16 protein-coding genes are annotated in these 17486 nt (G+C 63.4%); 7 read left to right on the forward strand and 9 right to left on the reverse strand.

Annotated features, from left to right (window positions below):
- Positions 1 to 20 precede the first annotated feature (20 nt).
- The 4 genes from RUH64_RS13700 to RUH64_RS13715 are packed head-to-tail and all read right to left on the reverse strand — an operon-like array spanning position 21 to position 3590.
- Positions 21 to 557: a type II secretion system F family protein gene (locus tag RUH64_RS13700; protein ID WP_313814108.1), complete on the reverse strand. Its 537-nt coding sequence runs from the start codon at positions 555 to 557 to the stop codon at positions 21 to 23.
- On the reverse strand, positions 554 to 1228 hold the full coding sequence (locus RUH64_RS13705) for a type II secretion system F family protein (protein ID WP_313814109.1): 675 nt from the start codon (positions 1226 to 1228) through the stop codon (positions 554 to 556). The genes RUH64_RS13700 and RUH64_RS13705 overlap by 4 nt, the downstream gene beginning before the upstream one ends.
- Entirely contained in the window at positions 1222 to 2469 is a 1248-nt protein-coding gene (locus RUH64_RS13710; protein WP_313814110.1) for a TadA family conjugal transfer-associated ATPase, read from the reverse strand. The genes RUH64_RS13705 and RUH64_RS13710 overlap by 7 nt, the downstream gene beginning before the upstream one ends.
- Complete coding sequence (locus RUH64_RS13715) at positions 2466 to 3590, reverse strand: hypothetical protein (protein WP_313814111.1); 1125 nt, start codon at positions 3588 to 3590, stop codon at positions 2466 to 2468. Before RUH64_RS13715 ends, RUH64_RS13710 begins: the two co-directional genes overlap by 4 nt.
- Before the next feature lie 86 nt (positions 3591 to 3676).
- On the opposite strand from RUH64_RS13715, the gene RUH64_RS13720 reads away from it, so the two are divergent.
- Entirely contained in the window at positions 3677 to 5341 is a 1665-nt protein-coding gene (locus RUH64_RS13720; RefSeq protein ID WP_313814112.1) for a bifunctional 3'-5' exonuclease/DNA polymerase, read from the forward strand.
- A gap of 3 nt (positions 5342 to 5344) precedes the next feature.
- Here RUH64_RS13720 and RUH64_RS13725 read toward each other — a convergent pair whose 3' ends face one another.
- Entirely contained in the window at positions 5345 to 6022 is a 678-nt protein-coding gene (locus RUH64_RS13725; protein ID WP_313814113.1) for a CoA pyrophosphatase, read from the reverse strand.
- Entirely contained in the window at positions 6019 to 6813 is a 795-nt protein-coding gene (nth, locus tag RUH64_RS13730) for an endonuclease III (protein ID WP_313814114.1), read from the reverse strand. Before nth ends, RUH64_RS13725 begins: the two co-directional genes overlap by 4 nt.
- Before the next feature lie 230 nt (positions 6814 to 7043).
- On the opposite strand from nth, the gene acs reads away from it, so the two are divergent.
- From acs to aroQ, 3 genes are all read left to right on the forward strand, one after another.
- A complete protein-coding gene (acs, locus tag RUH64_RS13735; protein WP_396276034.1) occupies positions 7044 to 9020 on the forward strand; it encodes an acetate--CoA ligase in 1977 nt (658 codons plus the stop codon).
- Positions 9021 to 9144: 124 nt separating this feature from the next.
- Positions 9145 to 9591: a hypothetical protein gene (locus RUH64_RS13740; RefSeq protein ID WP_313814115.1), complete on the forward strand. Its 447-nt coding sequence runs from the start codon at positions 9145 to 9147 to the stop codon at positions 9589 to 9591.
- A 56-nt stretch (positions 9592 to 9647) separates the two neighbouring features.
- A complete protein-coding gene (gene aroQ / locus RUH64_RS13745) occupies positions 9648 to 10100 on the forward strand; it encodes a type II 3-dehydroquinate dehydratase (protein WP_313814116.1) in 453 nt (150 codons plus the stop codon).
- A 9-nt stretch (positions 10101 to 10109) separates the two neighbouring features.
- Here aroQ and RUH64_RS13750 read toward each other — a convergent pair whose 3' ends face one another.
- Positions 10110 to 11303, reverse strand: a complete 1194-nt coding sequence (locus RUH64_RS13750; protein WP_313814118.1) for a MarP family serine protease — start codon at positions 11301 to 11303, stop codon at positions 10110 to 10112.
- Between the two features lie 204 nt (positions 11304 to 11507).
- Between RUH64_RS13750 and RUH64_RS13755 the strand changes: the two genes are divergently transcribed.
- Positions 11508 to 12185, forward strand: a complete 678-nt coding sequence (locus RUH64_RS13755) for a Crp/Fnr family transcriptional regulator (protein WP_313814119.1) — start codon at positions 11508 to 11510, stop codon at positions 12183 to 12185.
- A 69-nt stretch (positions 12186 to 12254) separates the two neighbouring features.
- On the opposite strand, the gene RUH64_RS13760 is transcribed toward RUH64_RS13755, so the two are convergent.
- Together RUH64_RS13760 and RUH64_RS13765 are read right to left on the reverse strand one after the other, a co-directional pair.
- Positions 12255 to 13169, reverse strand: a complete 915-nt coding sequence (locus tag RUH64_RS13760; protein ID WP_396276035.1) for an NUDIX hydrolase — start codon at positions 13167 to 13169, stop codon at positions 12255 to 12257.
- Between the two features lie 61 nt (positions 13170 to 13230).
- Positions 13231 to 13707 carry a RidA family protein gene (locus RUH64_RS13765; protein ID WP_313814121.1) on the reverse strand — a complete coding sequence of 159 codons (477 nt, stop codon included), beginning with the start codon at positions 13705 to 13707 and terminating at the stop codon, positions 13231 to 13233.
- Positions 13708 to 13932: 225 nt separating this feature from the next.
- Between RUH64_RS13765 and RUH64_RS13770 the strand changes: the two genes are divergently transcribed.
- Positions 13933 to 16341 carry a transglycosylase domain-containing protein gene (locus RUH64_RS13770; protein WP_313814123.1) on the forward strand — a complete coding sequence of 803 codons (2409 nt, stop codon included), beginning with the start codon at positions 13933 to 13935 and terminating at the stop codon, positions 16339 to 16341.
- A gap of 117 nt (positions 16342 to 16458) precedes the next feature.
- Positions 16459 to 17412, forward strand: a complete 954-nt coding sequence (locus RUH64_RS13775; protein ID WP_313814125.1) for a metallophosphoesterase — start codon at positions 16459 to 16461, stop codon at positions 17410 to 17412.
- Positions 17413 to 17486 lie beyond the last annotated feature (74 nt).

Consider the following 17486-nt stretch of genomic DNA (forward strand, 5'->3'; position numbering starts at 1 on the left):
TTACGGAGTGGGTATAACTTCTAGGGCATGCTCGGGAACAGCGCGATGATCAGCGGCACCACCCCAAGGGCGATGAATGCCGGCAGGGCACAGGCTCCCAACGGCAGCACGAGCCTCGTGGCAAACTGCGCTCCGAGCGCTGCGACCTTCGCTGCCCGTTCCCGACGCTGCAGCACCGCTGTGTTGCGCAATAGATCGGCGGCTGGGGCGCCAGTTGAATGAGCAAACTTCAGCGCGTGTTTCAGCGGCAGCAGCCAATTAGGCACCGGGTCAAAGGCCCGGTCCCATTCCATATTCAGTTCCAAGCAGCGGGCCACCGTGCGCAGCACAGAGCAGGACGGGATACTGGAACCAATGACATCCAGCAGCTCGGTCGTCGGGAGCCCGGAATCCATGAGGCTGGCGCTGAGGTCGAGAACGAGTTCGATGGGCTGGTCTTCGGCCCGCTGGGCGTTCTTCGATGCGCTGAATCGTGGTGTCGCAGCGGAGCCCACACGCCTAGGCCCGCCGAGCAACTGCAGCGCCGCCAGCAGCAAGGCAAGGACAAGCCAGATCATGTCAGCGCCTGGGCGGTTGCGGAGGACAGCAGGCGTCGGCACCACAGGCGGTTGACAGACCACAAGACAACTCCGCCGGCCACACTGAGCTGAGCCGCCGGCGAGGTGGTCAAGGTGTGAAGCAAGTCGATGCCGAAAATGAAGCCTGCTCCCAGTCCGATCATCGGCAGCCAGGTCAACAACTTGGTGGTGGCCCGGGGACCTGCCATGGCCGCATCAAATGACTGCATGGCCTCCAGGTCTGCCTCCAGATCCTGCGCCAGCTGGTCCAGAACCTGGGCCAGCGGGGCCCCGCTATGCGATGAGAGTTTCAGGCACCACAGCAGCCTGCGCACCGAGCTGGTCTGTTGACCGCCGAGTGCGCCGTGGTGGTGCTGCTCCAATTTTGCGTGGGCCTGAATGCCGCGCAGCGCCGTGAGGATCGGGCTGGCTTCGCTGCGCACCTCAAGCAGCGCCTGTGCCGCCTGGTCGAAAAGCATGCCGCTGCGCAGCAGGGCAGCCAACTCACGCAGGCACTGCGCATCCCTTGCCAGATTCTGCTGTGCTTCGTCCTTGGAACGGCGGAAGTACTCCGGCCACCGTGCGATGCTAATGCGTTCCCTGGCCGCAGGGGTGCCGTGCGGAATCCAGCACAGGCAGAGTCCGGCGCACAGGAGCAACAAGATCAGCATGGCGCACCGCTTTCCCTTGCCTCGCGCTGCCACTGGCTGACCGACTGTGCCACCGACGCACCCAGTTTCTCCTCGATGATCGCCAGCGCCCGGGGACCTGCTGGGGTGCCTGAGCACGTGTCGATCAGGGTGCTGACCATCAGGTGGTCCTGAGCGTCGGTTTCCAGGATGCCCAGGGCCACCGGCGAGCGCCGCCCCTGCCCCTGACGGTCCATGTGAATAATCAGATCAAGCGCGCTGGCTGCCTGCAGGGAGGTTGCCTGCAGGTTCCACCCGGCCATCGCACCCAGGGAGGCCAAGCGGGCAGGCACCGCCTGGGGGTGGTTCGCATGCAGGGTCCCACAGGCCCCCTGGTGACCGGTATTCATGGCCGCCAGAAAATCCCTAATTTCCGCCCCGCGGCATTCGCCGACGATCAGCCTGTCGGGCCGCATACGCAGCGCCTGAATGACCAGATCCCGCAGCTGCACCGCACCGGTTGATTCGCTATTCGCGGACCTGGCCTGCAGTGAGATGACGTGCGGATGCTGAACCTGCAGTTCCTGGGAGTCTTCAATGATCAGCAGCCTGTGGTCGGGCCGGACTTCGCAGAGCATCGCCTGCAGCAGTGTGGTCTTTCCGCTGCCGGTGCCGCCGGTAATGAGAAAGTTCTGCGTCCTGGCAAGGATTGCGCCCAACAGCGGCCTCCAAAAGCCCGGGGCGTGCTCCAGCACCGCCGCAAGCTCCATGTGACGGCCGCTTTTCACGCGGATTGAGATCAGCGGACCTTCGGTGGCGATCGGCGGGATCACCGCATGGATGCGGTAGTTGTTCAGGCTCATATCCATATACGGGCTGGCGGTGTCCAGGCGGCGCCCCGCAAGGGTTGCCAGGTGCACCGCCAGCGACCTGACCTGTTCGGCGCTGGAGAAGCAGAATCCGGTGGCTTCCAGCCCTCGCGGCGAATCGGTCCATACCTGCCCCTTGCCGTCGACAAGCACATCGGTAACGCCCTCACGACGGGCAAAAGGTTCAAGGACCGAGAGTCCTGACACCTCATTCTGCAGCGCCTGCAGTGACTGCGCGGCGCCCGTCGAGCCCAGCGCCGCCCCCGAATCATGGACCGCTCCGGCCAGGGCGATGGCGTCGAGCTCACCTCCGGTGGCCAGCGCCCGTTCCCGCACCGACTTCAGGATCCTTGGATCAAGCCCCGGGCCGGCACTAAGCACAGCCGATTCCGGCAGGTGGCGCCCCGGGCTCATGCCGCGCTCCGCAGTTCGTGGGCGGCGTCTGGAAGCAGCCGCAGATCGGCCAGCTGCTGACGCAGCGCCCGCGACTTGAAGGCGTCGATCAGCTGTCCCCGCGACACAGCCTTTTCAATGCGCGGGCTGCGGCTGAACCCGCCCAGACACCGGCCCTCCTCCTGCCCCCGCGGCCTGCCGTATTGCCCGCACACCACATGCTCTCCGGCCGCCGCGCCGGGGGCATCGCACAGCGTCACCCACCGATCGATGAAGTGGCCGATGGTTTGCGCCTGCGGATGTCCTGCCCGACCGGTGTCAAGCACCAGGAAATCGAAGCCCTGCCGGGCGGCTGCCAGCAGCCGCGCCATCAGCTGCTGGTCGATCCCGTCGGCGAACGCTCCGCGCTCCCAGGAGAGCACCGAGGTGCCTCCCACCTGCGGCAGGGTGTCGAGCAGCTGGTGGGCCGCCAGCGCACCACCCGAACCGCGCAGCTGCTCCCACCCGATGCCTCCGGGGCGCTGGGCGCAGATCCGCTGCCACAGCCGCGATGAATGCGGGTCCAGGTCGACCAGCAGGCTGCGCAGCCCGCTCAGTGTGCCGGCGTGGGCCGTGAGGAATGCGAGGGTGCTCGCACCAATGCCGCCCACGGTCGCCTGAAGGGCAAGGGTATGCCCGTGACCGGCCCGCATCCCGCGCAGCCCCAGGTACTCCCCCAACCAGCGCCGTGCCCCGGGCAGAATCGCCACCCGTGCCAGCGGCAACTGGCTGGCCATGGCCCACAGCTGCTCCGCCTGTTCCTCGCCGCCCACCAGTACATCGCAGCGAAGCTCGGATGCGGCGGCCAGTGCGGCCGCATCGGCACCCCACAACACCGGGCTGCGGGCGTCGATGCCGCCCAGCTCCCGGGCGTCGCAGCGAGTGATGCGCACCGCGGCCGCCACCGCAATTTCCGCGCACTGCGCCACCAGCCGCTCATCGGCGCTGACCACGACGCAGGCCGGGCCCGCCACCGCATTCGCCTCCGATGCCGCGGCCGGCGCAGACACCGCTGGGGCCCGGGCATCGTCCAGCCCGCGGGGCACGTACCTCGAATCTGCCGGAACGTCCTGGGGACGCACCTTCGTTGGTAGCCATTTCATCCTCCGAGCATGGCTGCCGGTCCGCGTCTCGGGGCCCGCCCGGCGGCGAACTGGGGATATCCTCACATCGACGGCACAATGGAAGCATGCCACCGAGTACCCCCGGAACCCTCGCCTTCATCGCCGCAGACCCCGAAGGCTTCGCCTCCATCGAACTGCGCGCCGCAGATTCCGGGGCCGCACTGGGTGCGGCAGTGAACGTGACCCGTCAGGAATTCTGTGCCGCGGTGCAGCAGCTGGAACTGGCGCACTCCCCGCGCTGGGTCATGCTGCGCACCAGCCCCTGGTGCGAGCTGCTCACCGCACAGAATGTCTACCTAGCCAAAGCGCATGTGCTCTCACTGGCCCAGCGCATCCTGCACCGCAGCCCGGCGGCCGGTGCGCTGGAAGACTACGACCTTGAAAGGGCGCCCGCCCCCAGCAGCCAACCGGAATTCCAGGACGCCCTGTTTTCCACCCCCGCCAGCGGCGAATCGCTGGACGAGCTCGTGGCAATGTACGCGGCGCAGCGCGCGGCCCTCCCCGCAGATCCGGTGCTGCGGGCCAAGCTGCAGCTGCTGCTCAACGCTGAATCCATCGGCGCGGTGATCGCCAGCGAGATGGAAAACACGGGCCTGGCCTGGGACGAGGCCGCGCACCGGGCGCTGCTGCGCGAACAGCTGGGCCCGCGGGTCGCCGAACACCAGCGCCCGGCCAAGCTCGCCGCCCTGGCCGCCGCGGTGGGCGCCGCGCTGAACACCCCGGGGCTGAATCCCGACTCTCCGCAGGAACTGCTGCGCGCCCTGCACAGGGCGGGCTTCGCGGTGCAGTCGGTGCGCGCCTGGGAGCTGGAGGCCATCAACCACCCGTCCGTGGCCAAGGTGCTCGAATACAAAAAGCTCTCCCGGCTGGCCAGCACCCACGGGGACGCCTGGCTGGACCAGTGGGTCAGCAACGGGCGCTTCCACCCGCACTATGTGCTGGGCACCGTCGCCTCAGGGCGCTGGGCCGCCTCCGGGGGCGGCGCGCTGCAGCTGCCGCATTCCATCCGCCAGGTGGTCCGCGCCCCGGCAGGATCCACCTTCGTCGTCGCCGACGGGCGGCAGCTGGAACCGCGCATCCTCGCTGCCATCTCGCAGGATGCCAACCTGCAAAAGGCCGGCGCCCAGGACGACCTCTACCAGTGGCTGATCGACGCACAACTGGTCAAGGACCGGCGCGATGCCAAGCTGGGCATGCTCTCGGTCATCTACGGCGGCTCGGCCGGCGGCTCTGCGGCGGTGGGCGCGGCGCTGAAGAAGAACTTCGGCGCGGCGATGAACTACGTTGATTCCGCCGCCCGCGCCGGCGAGCGCGGCGAAGGGGTGCACAGCTTCCTGGGCCGCGGCTGCCCGCCGGCCGACGAGCGCTGGATGCAGGCCCAGCGTTCCACCCGCGACGAGGCGAGCCAGCGGGCCGCCGACGCCGCGGCCCGCTCCCGGGGCCGCTTCACCCGCAACTTCGTGGTCCAGTCTACCGCCGCCGAATGGGCGCTGATCTGGATGGGCCATGCCCGCCACCTGATCCACCAGGCGGGCTACAGCCAGTTGTGCCGACAGGTATTTTTCGTGCACGACGAGATCGTCTTCGAATGCCCCGTGCATCTGGCCGAGGAGCTTGCAGGCATGATCCGGGCGGCCGCGGCGCTCGCCGGACGCACGCTGTTTGGTGCGCACACGGTGAACTTCCCGGTGAGCATCGCCGTCACTGCAAACTATGCCGAGGCGAAATAGCAGCTAGTTCATGCGGATTTCGCGGGAGGCGTCCCATTGCTTGGTCCAGCCCAGTTCGGTGAACAACTGGTCGATGACGATCGCCGTAAAGCCCCAGATGATGTGCCCGCCAACCTCGAAGGCCGGGGATTTGAACTTCCGGCCGTCGCGCTGCACCACACCGGTGACGCGGTTGCGCGGGTTGAGCATCGCCGCCACCGGTGCACGGAACACCGCGGCGCTCTCCCCCGGATCCACCGGGTAGACCTTCGATTCGGTGTGCCACCAGCCGAGCACCGGGGTCACCAAGAAGTTCGTCACCGGCAGCTCAGTTTCCGCCAGCGAGCCGAGCACCTCGATCCCCGAGGTTTGCACGCCGGTCTCCTCCCAGGCCTCGCGCAGCGCCGCCGCGGCGGGATTGCGGTCCTCCGGGTCGATCCCTCCCCCGGGGAAGGCTACCTGTCCCGCATGTTGACGCAGGGTGGAGGCGCGCTCGACGAAAAGCAGGTCGAGGTCTTCGGAAGCCATGGAGCCTGAGAGTTCTCGTTCCCCGGTGGCTCCGAAGAGGATCAGCACCGCCGCCTTGCGCGCCCCGGCGATATCCTCCGGGGCGAAGTTGATGTCATTGCGCAGCCTGCGCGGGGCCCCCGCGTAGGCGCGGTGCCGGGAGATGACCCGCTCAAGTTCTTCGCGTGCGCTCATGCGTCAAGCCCATACCCTTCCGCCCGCAGTTCCCTGCGCGTGGCGCCGGCCAGCATTTTGGCCAGCAGTTCCTCGCGCCCGGGTGCGAGCTCATACTTGAGCAACGCCGCCGCCTTGGCTGGTATTTCCTCGCCGATCCCGTAGGAGGGGCACAGCTTGGCCAGCACGCAGGCCCCGCAGGCGGGCTTGCGGGCGTGGCAGACCCGGCGCCCGTGGAAGACCAAGCGGTGGCTGAGCATCGTCCAGTCGCGCTTCTCGAAGAGCTCGCCGACGGCGAATTCGACCTTCACCGGGTCGGTCTCATCGGTCCAGCCAAAGCGGTTGGCCAGGCGTCCGAAGTGGGTATCCACGGTGATGCCGGGCACGCCGAAGGCATTGCCCAGCACGACGTTCGCGGTTTTGCGTCCGACGCCCGGAAGTTTGACCAGCTCCTCCAGCTTCCCCGGAACCTGGCCGTCGAAGCGTTCCACGAGGGCCGCGGCCAGTCCCAGCAGCGAGTCGGTTTTTGCGCGGAAGAAACCGGTGGGTCGGATCAGCTCTTCGATCTCGGAGCGGTCCCCCTGGCTCATGGCCGCTGCATCGGGGAACCTGGCGAACAGGGCAGGGGTGATGGCGTTGACCCGCACGTCAGTGGTCTGCGCCGAGAGCACCGTAGCCACCAGCAGTTCGAAGGGATTCTCAAAATCCAGTTCCGGCACCGCATAGGGGTAGGCGTCTGCCAGCAGGCGGTTCATCTTGCGGGCCCGGCGCTTCAGCCCGAGTTCGGTCTCAACTTTTACTTTCTGTGCCACGCATCGATCCTGCCACTAACCGGCGCAGTTTTCACCTTTAGCGCCCGTGGCCTGTGCTTTTGGGCGGCCCGCTGCAGCCGGTGCAGTTCGGCGACGCCCGGTGACCGTTTAGCGCAGATTTCGCTCAATCCCCCGCGGGCCGGTGACACAAACCACAAACCATCAACCCAGAGCGTGTAACTTTGATCACAGAGCGAAAATTTGCGTCAACTTGGAAGGACGAAATCACCGTGAGCGAATCCAAGACCTTGGATAACCTGTCGACCGAAACCCGGTCGTTCGCACCGAGCGAGGAATTCAGCAAGAATGCCGTCGCCACGCAGGCAAGCTACGATACCGCGAAGGCGGACCGCCTGGGCTATTGGGCGGATCAGGCGCGCAGCGTGTTGACCTGGGACACCGACTTCACGCAGACCCTCGACTGGTCGGCAGCTCCGGTGGCCAAGTGGTTCGTCGGCGGCAAGTTGAACGCCGCCTACAACGCGCTGGACCGCCACGTGGAAAACGGTCTGGGCGACCGCGTGGCCATCCACTTCGAGGGCGAGCCGGGCGATACGCGCAGCTACACCTACGCGCAGCTGACCGAAGAGGTCAAGAAGGCAGCCAACGCCTTTGAGTCCCTGGGCGTGGCCAAGGGCGACCGCGTGGCCGTCTACCTGCCGATGATCCCGGAGGCGGTCATCACCATGCTTGCCTGCGCCCGCATCGGCGCGATCCATTCGGTGGTCTTCGGCGGCTTCTCCGCCGACGCGCTGCGCAGCCGCATCGACGACGCGGACGCCAAGCTCGTGGTCACCGCCGACGGCACCTGGCGCCGCGGCAAGCCGAGCCCGCTCAAGCCTGCGGTGGACGCAGCGCTGGCAGCCCCGGGCCACACCGTGCAGAACGTGCTGGTGGTCAAGCGCAACGGCGAACCCACTGAATTCGGTTCACTGGACAAGTGGTGGCATGAGGTCGTGGACGCGGCTGGCACCGAACACACCGCGGTCCCCCACGATTCCGAACATCCGCTGTTCGTGCTCTACACCTCCGGCACCACCGGCAAGCCCAAGGGCATCGTGCACACCACCGGCGGCTACCTGGTCCAGGGCGCCGTCACCCACCGCGACACCTTCGACCTGCACCCCGAGTCCGATGTCTTCTGGTGCACCGCTGACATCGGCTGGGTCACCGGCCACTCCTACGTCACCTACGCACCGCTGATCAACGGCGCCACCCAGGTCATGTACGAGGGCACTCCGGACACCCCGCATCAGGGCCGCTGGTGGGAGATCGTGGAAAAGTACGGCGTGAGCATCCTGTACACGGCGCCGACGGCCATCCGCACCTTCATGAAGTGGGGCCGCGAGATCCCGGACGGCTACGACCTGTCCTCGCTGCGCGTGCTGGGCTCGGTGGGCGAGCCGATCAACCCCGAGGCATGGATGTGGTACCGCGAGGTCATCGGCTCCAACAACGGCAAGAACGGCGAAAAGAAGGCGCATCCAACCCCGATCGTTGACACCTGGTGGCAGACCGAAACCGGTGCGCATATGATCGCGCCGCTGCCCGGAGTCACCCACACCAAGCCGGGCTCCGCCCAGGTGGCGGTGCCGGGCATCAGCATCGACGTGGTGGATGAGGAAGGCAAGTCAGTGGCCAACGGCGAGGGCGGCTTTCTGGTGATCCGCGAGCCGTGGCCCGCCATGCTGCGCGGCATCTGGGGCGACATGGACCGCTACAAGGACACCTACTGGTCCCGCTTCGATGACATGTACTTCGCCGGCGACGGGGCAAAGAAGGACGACGACGGAGACATCTGGCTGCTGGGCCGTGTGGACGACGTCATGAATGTCTCCGGCCACCGCCTGTCCACCACCGAAATCGAGTCCTCGCTGGTGGCCCACCCATATGTCGCCGAGGCGGCGGTGGTCGGCGCGAAGGACGACACCACCGGCGAGGCGGTGGTCGCCTTCGTGATCCTGCAGACCGAACCGGCTGAGGGCGAGGACGTGGTGGCCACCCTGCGCAACCACGTGGGCAAGGACATCGGCCCGATCGCCAAGCCGAAGCACGTGCTGGTGGTTCCGGAGCTGCCGAAGACCCGTTCGGGCAAGATCATGCGCCGCCTGCTCAAGGACGTGGCGGAGGGCCGCGAGGTGGGAGACGCCACCACGCTCTCGGATTCCACGGTGATGTCCCAGATCGCGCAGTCGCTGAAGAAGTAGCCGCCGCGCAGGTGCTGCAGCGGGCCGTTCACGTCGGGAAATTTTCCGGCCGTGGGCGGCCCGCTGACTTTTTGGGCTCCGCGCGGCGCTAAACTACTGAACAGCCCCGCCGAAAGGAAATCTCATGCGCCAGCGGTTGATCATCGCCGCCCTGCTGGCGGCGCTGCCGCTGAGCGCCTGCGCCCCGCTGGAGTTCGACGCGAGTGAGCAGACAGCCCCGGCCGTGGAGCCCTCGCAGGCGCAGAAGCTTGAGCTGCAGCATGAGAAGCAGATTGCCGGGCAGCAATGGGCCGATCGGGTCCGGGCCGCCTACGAGCGCACTGCGCAGCAGTACCTGAGCCGGGATCTTCAGTCGGGGTTTGCCCATCGCCAGTTCATCGCCTGGGGTGCCAGCGATGTGGGCCATCTGGAGGTGTCGGTGGCCCAATCCTTTGACGAGGACAGGTTTGGCGACCTTGATTCGATGGCGGCGACGCTGATTGAACGGCTCGATCCCTCGGTGCAATCGGTGACGATCACCGTGCAGGGCCAGGATGCCACCGGTTACGCGGACCGCGACGTAGCGGCCTAGGGGCGAAGTTCGTCATGCTTCGCGCCGATTGCCGAGGCCTGTAATAGATTGAGTGCATGACTGATAACGCCTCACGCACCATCCTGCTGCTCAACGGACCGAACCTCAACCTGCTCGGAACCCGCGAACCTGAAATCTACGGACACGACACCCTGGAGGATGTGCAGGAGCTGGCACGCACCGCCGCCGCCGAGCTTGGATTCCAGCTGCGCGCACTGCAGTCGAACCATGAGGGCGTACTGCTTGACGCGATCCATGAAGCGCGGGGCACCGCGGCGGGCATCATCATCAACCCCGGTGCCTTCACGCACACCTCCGTTGCGCTGGCGGATGCCATCAGCGGGGTATCCCTGCCGGCCATCGAGGTCCACATCTCCAATGTGCACCAGCGCGAGGCCTTCCGCCACCACTCATACATCTCCCCGGTGGCAAGCTCGATCATCATCGGCGCAGGGGTCAACGGATACAAGTTGGCCGTTGAGCAGCTGGTTCACCTGCTGCAGAAATAGCGGCGCCAGTTAGTCGCTGATGCAGGTGCCGGTCTTGATGGAGGTGGTCTTGCTGCCGCCCTTGGCCAGCGCCTGCTGCATTTCTTCCAGGCTCAGCGCGAAGCCCACGTCCTCGCTGCTGCGGGACTTGGCGAAGATGAGCCCCGCGGCGTCGCCGTTCTCGTCCACCAGCGGGCCGCCGGAATTGCCCTGGGCAACTTCCGCATTCAGCTGGTAGACCGAGAGCCGGCTGGGGTCCTCGCCGTAGATGTTGGCAATCGACACGGTTGCCATGGAGGCGACCACTGCGCCGTGGGTCTGTTGCGGTCCGCCGGCGGGGTAGCCGATGAATGCGGCCTCATCGCCGCGGCTCAGGTCGTGGTGGGCCAGCGGAATCGGATCAGCTTCCAAACCCTCCACGTGCAGCAGCGCGATATCTGCCTGAGGGTCGAAGTACACCACCTTGCCGCGGCGCAGCTGGTCGTCCCCGATTTCAATGGTGGCGGCGCTCAGTCCCGCAACCACGTGGGCGTTGGTCATGACCAGTTCGTAATCGACGACGAATCCGGAGCCTGTGAGGTTCACGCCGCACTGCACCGCAGTGCCGGAGATCTTTGCGACGGACTTGGCCGCCGCGAGCTGCATGTTGTTCGGCTCCCAGGCGGTCTGGTTTTCGGGTTGCGCCACCGGCGGGGCAAAGGGCTCAAGAAAGGCAGGAATGGTTTCGGCCATCACCGCCGAGCGCGCCGAAGAGATCGCAGAGGTGACGAAGTCCGGGGTCAGACCGCGGATACTTTCGATCATCTTGGACTTGGCGATCTCCGCCGAAAGGCGCGGGATACCCATGCTGGATGCGGAGAATGCCAGGGCGCCGATGATGGTGGCGGTGATCAACAACGAGAGCAGGCCGCCGGCAAGCCTGTCAGCCGAACGCAGGAAGTCGATGTTCATCCAGTGGCGGATCTTCGTGGCGATGAACCGCCCAAGCGCCTGACCGAGGATGATCAACACCGCTGCCACCGCGACCATCAGGCCAACACGCCACCAGGGGTTTGAAGCAAAGGTTGATACCAAAGGAATAGCAAAGAATGCTGCGATGCCGCCGACAACCAGGCCGACCATGTCCCCAACGGTGAGCAGGAAACCACGGCGAATCCCCAAGATAAAAAACGTGAGCAAAACAGCGCTGATAACAACGTCCAGCCAGCTGAATGTTCCCAGCACTAAGTCTCCACTTCATTTGCATAAACCGTATTAATCCAAGGTACCCTTAGTAGCTGATGGATTTCTGCGAAGATATTCGTGAGTTTTGAACGAAATTGCGTGATTTTCAACATTTTCATGGTTAAACCACGTGTGGAAACTGTCACATTGTTACCGAATACGGCACAATGAAGTGAGCGCTTACTACTGTTGACAGGAGATTTAATGGATATCGAGGTACTGCGCCGAGCACCGCTTTTCGCGTCGCTTGGTGATGATGTATTCGCCACGCTAACCGAAGAATTGACCGAGGTTGATCTGTCCCGTGGTGCATCGGTGTTCCGTGAAGGCGATCAGGGTGACCGTCTCTACTTCATCGTCTCGGGCAAGATTAAGCTGGGTCGCACCTCTTCTGACGGACGCGAAAACCTGATTGCCGTTTTGGGTCCGGGTGAGCTGTTCGGCGAAATGGCATTATTCGACCCACACCCACGAAATGCTACTGCTACCGCTGTGTCGGAGACCCGACTTGCCGGCTTGAGCCACGAAAACATGCGCAAGGCGATCGTGAACTCCCCTGAGGTTTCGATCCAGCTGCTGCAGGCACTTGCCGCCCGTCTGCGTCGCACCAACGAATCGTTGGCCGATTTGGTGTTCTCCGATGTTCCTGGCCGTGTTGCCAAGGCGCTGCTGGATCTGGCTGACCGTTTCGGCCGCCCAGCTACCGACGGCATCTTGGTTGCGCACGAGCTGACTCAGGAAGAGTTGGCACAGCTTGTCGGCGCTTCCCGCGAGACCGTGAACAAGGCGCTTGCCGAGTTCGTACAGCGCGGTTGGCTGCGTCTGGAAGCACGCGCGGTCGTGATTCTGGACATCCAGCGTCTGCGCCAGCGTTCGCGCTAGGGCACAACAGCTAAAAGAGTCGAAATCCTTCATTGGATTTCGACTCTTTTCGTTTAACCTCGTTCGCGCTCAACGCTGTGCGGAGATCTGCCACGATCGTGAGGTATCGGCATTGGCCGAGCTGGTGACCTCCAGGTAGTAGGCACCGTCGCGCACCAGCAGGTCGGGGTGCTGCAGGTCGAAGGAGCGCACCCGTGAGAGGTAGGCAACCACACCGTTGGCTGCCGCCATGCGCTCAAGCATCATTTCGACTGCCGGATAGGTGATTTCGGAAAGCACCAAATTCTTGGTTTCGGGCCTGCCCACTATGTCCCCCAGCTCGCTGGTGTTGCGGGTTCCCAGCACCTGGGCGGCGCAGCTCCAGCGGCCCCATTTGCCCTTGCCTCGCAGCAGCGATGGCTCTTGGCGCATCGGGACGGTCGCGGCGAAGTACCAGGTGTCGAAGCGGCGGAATGCGAAGTTCGGACTGAGCCAATGGGCGATGGGACGCAGCAGGTCGGTACGCAGCCCGAGCCCGCGCCGATTGAGAAATTCATCGAAGCCAAGATCCTGGCCCGCAATTGCTTCGCGGGCGAGCATCCATTCCTCGGGATCGGTCATCTCAACTACCGACTGGGCGTCGGTTCCGGCCAGAAGAATACCGGTCTCTTCAAAAAGTTCGCGGATGGCACAGACGATGTGTGCCTGCACCAGCTGCTGGTTGAGCACGTCCATGCGCTTGGACCACGCAGACAGGCTCGGTCCATACCAGGTGTAGTTGGCCCAGTCGCTTTCCTCGTGGCTGCCCCCGGGAAAGGCTACATTGCCCAGTGGAGATCCTCCGGGCCGAAAAGTCAGATAGGTGTCCACCCCATGGGAACTATCGCGCACGAGGCTCACCGAGGAGGCCCGGCGCGATGCCCGCGGGGTGCGTGTGCCGAAGGCGAACCAATTCTCCGCCGCTGCAGTTTCATGCGGCGGCAGCGGGAACACCCTGCGCACCATGCCGGTGCGCGGCCCCGAGGGAAACTCCCTGCGGGACCGCGCAACGCCATCATGTCGTGGATTATTCAAATTCCGCGATAACCTCAACCTCAACCGCTGCATCCAGCGGCAGCGTGGCAACGCCCACGGCCGAACGGGCGTGCAGACCCGCGTCGCCGAGTACTTCACCGAAGAATTCCGAGGCACCGTTGATGACTGCTGGCTGGCCGGTGAAGGCCGGATCAGAAGAAACGAAACCGACGACCTTGACGATGCGCTTGATGCGATCCAGGTCACCAATAACGCTCTTGATAGCGGCCAATGCGTTCAGTGCACAGGTCTGTGCCTGGGCCTTGGCATCCTCGGCGGATACCTCCGCGCCAACCTTTCCAACGACTGTGAGTTCACCATTAATCAGCGGAAGCTGACCAGACGTGTAAACGTAGTTGCCGGTCACAATAGCAGGCAGGTAGGCAGCTACTGGTTTTGCTACCGATGGAAGGGTGAGTCCAAGCTCGGCAAGACGAGCTTCGACACGCGAAGAAGTGGCTTCTTGCATGGGGTTTTACTCCTTTTTTAGGTGGTGAAAAGTTACTGCTTTTCGCGCTTCAAGTATGCAACAGGAGAGCTTCCGTTGGGGCCCGGAACGACAGTTACCAGCTCCCAACCGTCATCTCCCCACTGGTCCAAAATCTGCTTTGTAGCGTGAATCAACAGCGGTAATGTGGCGTATTCCCATTTAGTCATACTCGATACGTTAGCGCGTCCTTGTAAACTAGTAGGTATGGCAGCTAAGAAGTCACCCTTTTTTGATACAGCTACCACTCTGGGCAAAATCGTCGCATTCTTCGGAATCAGTGCTCTGTGTGGTTTACTGACCGCCGGCATGATGGTGCCCGTGGCAGCTCTCGCAAAAACCGGAATGACCACCGGTAATAACATTGTCAGCGCGCTCCCAAGCTCGTTTGAAGCGCTCCCAATTTCGGAGCCTTCGCAGATCTTGGACGCCAAGGGCAAGACCATCGCGACGTTCTATGAACAGAATCGCGAGCCGGTGAAACTTGACGACATTTCTCCCTACATGCAGAAGGCGATCGTCTCCGTTGAAGACGAGCGCTTCTACCAGCACAAGGGCATCGACCCCAAGGGCATTGCCCGCGCGGTGGTCGGCAACGTAGCTGGTACTTCCCGTTCGGGCGCGTCGACGCTGACCCAGCAGTACGTGAACAACCTGTTGGTGAATAACCAGGAGTTGACCGGATCCGAAGAGAGCACCATTTCGGGACAGAAGGATCTGGCTGCCAAGATCCGCGAACTGAAGTACGCGACCTCCATTGAGAAGACCATGTCCAAGGACGAGATCCTTGAGGGCTACCTCAACCTGGTGCTGTTCTCGGGACGCGAGTACGGAGTGCAGGCTGCCGCGCAGTACTTCTACTCTGTAGATGCCAAGGACCTGAACCTTCAGCAGTCGGCCATGCTGGCTGGCATGGTCCAGCTGCCGAACGTCTACAACCCATTCAACAACCCAGAACGTTCGCTGGATCGCCGCAACAAGGTGCTTGGCAATATGATGCGCACCGGTGCGATCACGAAGGATGAATACGACAAGGCGGTCAAGTCCGACCTTGAGCTCAAGAAGAGCAAGTCCCCTTCGGGCTGTATTGCAGCTGGCGACAACGCCTACTTCTGCGATTACGTGACCAAGCTGATCACCAGCGACGAAGCCTATGGCAAGACCAAGGCAGACCGCGAGAATCTGCTGTACCGCGGTGGCCTGCAGATCAAGACGACCCTGAATGCCGACCTGAATAAGAAGGCAGCCAAGGACGCTCGCAAGGCGATCGATCCAACCGCAAAGTCGAACACCGACGTTTATTCCTCTGTTGTTTCGGTGGAGCCGGGCACCGGCAACATCCTGACCATGGCGCAGAACACCACTTATGACCCTGCCGGCAAGCTGGGCGAGACCATGCTCAACTTCGCCACCGATGAGTCAAAGGGCGGCGCCGGCGGCTTCCAGGGCGGCTCGACTATGAAGCCTTATACGACACTTGCGTGGCTGAAGGAAGGCCACAGCATGTACGACACCATCAACGCCAGCCGCCAGAACTACTCTGGCAACTTCCAGTGGAAGGCCTCCTGCCTCGAGAAGGGCTATGCCCAGACCTTCTCGCCATGGAAGGTCGGCAATGCGTCCAAGGGCTTTGCCCGTCCGATGAAGGTCAACTACGGCCTGTACTGGTCGATCAACTCGGCTACCGTTGCCGAGGCGTCGAAGGTCGACCTCTGCACGATCACCGATTACATCAACGCGCTGGGTGTGCAGGATCAGAATGCGAACGGCGTGCACAAGCCAGGTCCGTTCACCCCTGAAGCACCGTCCTTCATCATCGGTTCAAAGAGCATCACCCCGCTCCAGCAGGCAGCATCCTTCGCGGCCTTCGCCAACAAGGGCGAGTACTGCGAGCCCCGCGCACTGAACGAGGTCACCGACAAGGCCGGCAACTCCTACAAGGTTCCAAGCTCCAACTGCCGCCAGGCGGTTGAGCCGCAATACGTAGCCGACCTGAACGGTACCTTGACCAAGATCGCCAAGACGCGTGTTGCCAAGGGCACCATCGATGTTCCAATCGGCGGTAAGACCGGCACCAACAACGGTGCGACCTCAACCTGGTTCGTGGGCTACACCACCGGCATTTCCACCGCTACCTGGGTTGGACGCCTGAAGGGCCAGCCAGAAACTCCGCAGAACGCGATGCACGGGGCGATGATCAACGACCAGCGTGCCCCGAAGATGGTTGACTCCTCGACCTACGCGGCGCCGCTGTGGTTGGACTTCATGGAAGAGGCAGTCTACGACTACCCGCATAAGAGCCTCGGCGGAGCCCGCAAGGCACCGGCGGTGAAGAAGAAGGAATCTTCGGACAGCTCGGATTCCGATAAGAAGTCAAGCTCATCCTCGGATGAGAAGTCTTCCTCCGATGAAAAGTCTTCCAAGAAGTCGGATTCGAAGGATTCCGATTCGTCTTCGAGCTCGAAGTCTTCGAAGGAATCCGGCTCCGATTCCGGCGACTCCTCGAAGTCTGAAACCTCAAGCAAGAGCGGCAAATCCGATTCCGATAACAAGGGCAACGGAAACGGCGGAAGCTCCAACGGCAAGGGTAAGGGCGACGGCGAGTCCGACGACTAGCTGAAATTCACGAAGGCCGCGTTTAACTTTGGTTGAACGCGGCCTTTCGGTTTAGATTGACTTATTGAAGGCTTTTGTGCGGAAAGGCCTAAATGAAAGGACGATGACAAACTAGTCATGGCGGATCAGAAAAACTTTGCCTCGCATCTGGGGCACGCAGCGGGCACGGCTGCCCTGCTGGCCACCGGGGCGGTGGCGCTGGGCGGCATCGCGCTCGGCTACGGCCTGTATGAAACCCAGAAATTTGCGGTGCGCCGCGAAACGTTGAAGGTGCTGCCCCGCGGGGCTGCAGACATCCGCGTCCTGCACCTTTCGGACATCCATATGGTTCCCGGCCAACAGCTGAAGACCCAGTGGATCCGGAACCTGGCGAAGCTGAACCCCGACTACATCATCAACACCGGAGACAACCTCAGCCACCGCGACGGCATTCCGGCGCTGCTTCAGGCGTTGGAACCGCTGATGCATATTCCGGGGGCCTTCGTTCCAGGGTCCAACTGCTACTTTGCCCCGCGGGCCAAGAATCCGATGCGCTATTTCAAGCGCAACCGCGCCGTTCCGCACCTGTCGCACCGCGACGCCCTGCCCTTTGAAGAAATGCACCGTGCCTTTGGTGCGGCCGGATGGGTCAACATGTCCAACCGCGCGTATTCAACAGTGCTCAACGGCATCCGTCTTGATCTGACCGGCGTGGATGATCCGCATATCGCCCGCGACCACTTCGCCGGCTGGCCCAAGGGATCTTCCACCAGCAACTCGGCTCCGCACGTGCGCATCGCACTGACCCATGCCCCCTACCAGCGGGTCTTGGACCAGTTCACCGCGTCGAAGGCGGATGTCATCTTTGCCGGGCACACGCACGGCGGTCAGGTCTGCATCCCCGGCTATGGTGCGTTGGTCTCCAATTGCGACCTGCCTACCTGGCGTGCCCGAGGGCTGACCTATTGGGAGCATGAGGGCAACAGCGTTCCCCTGAATGTCTCTGCAGGCCTGGGAAATTCACGTTTCGCTCCCTTCCGCATCGCCTGCCCACCCGAGGCAATTCTCGTGACCTTGACCGCTCGGGACTAGTACTTCATTAATCAAAAGCTGTTTTGTATCGGGACATCGGTAACAGTTCTGCATCAACACATCGGTAACGCTTC

Origin of the sequence: Glutamicibacter sp. (assembly GCF_032154645.1) — a bacterium.
In the GTDB taxonomy this organism is placed as follows: Bacteria; Actinomycetota; Actinomycetes; order Actinomycetales; family Micrococcaceae; genus Glutamicibacter.

What these genes read in the sequence shown, in the direction of transcription:
- RUH64_RS13775 (WP_313814125.1), top strand. Translation starts at nt 16,459, where the DNA reads ATGGCGGATCAGAAAAACTTTGCCTCGCATCTGGGGCACGCAGCGGGC.
- RUH64_RS13755 (WP_313814119.1), top strand. Translation starts at nt 11,508, where the DNA reads ATGGATATCGAGGTACTGCGCCGAGCACCGCTTTTCGCGTCGCTTGGT.
- aroQ (WP_313814116.1), top strand. Translation starts at nt 9,648, where the DNA reads ATGACTGATAACGCCTCACGCACCATCCTGCTGCTCAACGGACCGAAC.
- RUH64_RS13765 (WP_313814121.1), bottom strand. Translation starts at nt 13,707, where the DNA reads ATGCAAGAAGCCACTTCTTCGCGTGTCGAAGCTCGTCTTGCCGAGCTT.
- RUH64_RS13725 (WP_313814113.1), bottom strand. Translation starts at nt 6,022, where the DNA reads ATGAGCGCACGCGAAGAACTTGAGCGGGTCATCTCCCGGCACCGCGCC.
- RUH64_RS13705 (WP_313814109.1), bottom strand. Translation starts at nt 1,228, where the DNA reads ATGCTGATCTTGTTGCTCCTGTGCGCCGGACTCTGCCTGTGCTGGATT.
- RUH64_RS13770 (WP_313814123.1), top strand. Translation starts at nt 13,933, where the DNA reads ATGGCAGCTAAGAAGTCACCCTTTTTTGATACAGCTACCACTCTGGGC.
- RUH64_RS13740 (WP_313814115.1), top strand. Translation starts at nt 9,145, where the DNA reads ATGCGCCAGCGGTTGATCATCGCCGCCCTGCTGGCGGCGCTGCCGCTG.
- RUH64_RS13715 (WP_313814111.1), bottom strand. Translation starts at nt 3,590, where the DNA reads ATGAAATGGCTACCAACGAAGGTGCGTCCCCAGGACGTTCCGGCAGAT.
- RUH64_RS13700 (WP_313814108.1), bottom strand. Translation starts at nt 557, where the DNA reads ATGATCTGGCTTGTCCTTGCCTTGCTGCTGGCGGCGCTGCAGTTGCTC.
- RUH64_RS13760 (WP_396276035.1), bottom strand. Translation starts at nt 13,169, where the DNA reads ATGGTGCGCAGGGTGTTCCCGCTGCCGCCGCATGAAACTGCAGCGGCG.
- RUH64_RS13720 (WP_313814112.1), top strand. Translation starts at nt 3,677, where the DNA reads ATGCCACCGAGTACCCCCGGAACCCTCGCCTTCATCGCCGCAGACCCC.
- RUH64_RS13710 (WP_313814110.1), bottom strand. Translation starts at nt 2,469, where the DNA reads ATGAGCCCGGGGCGCCACCTGCCGGAATCGGCTGTGCTTAGTGCCGGC.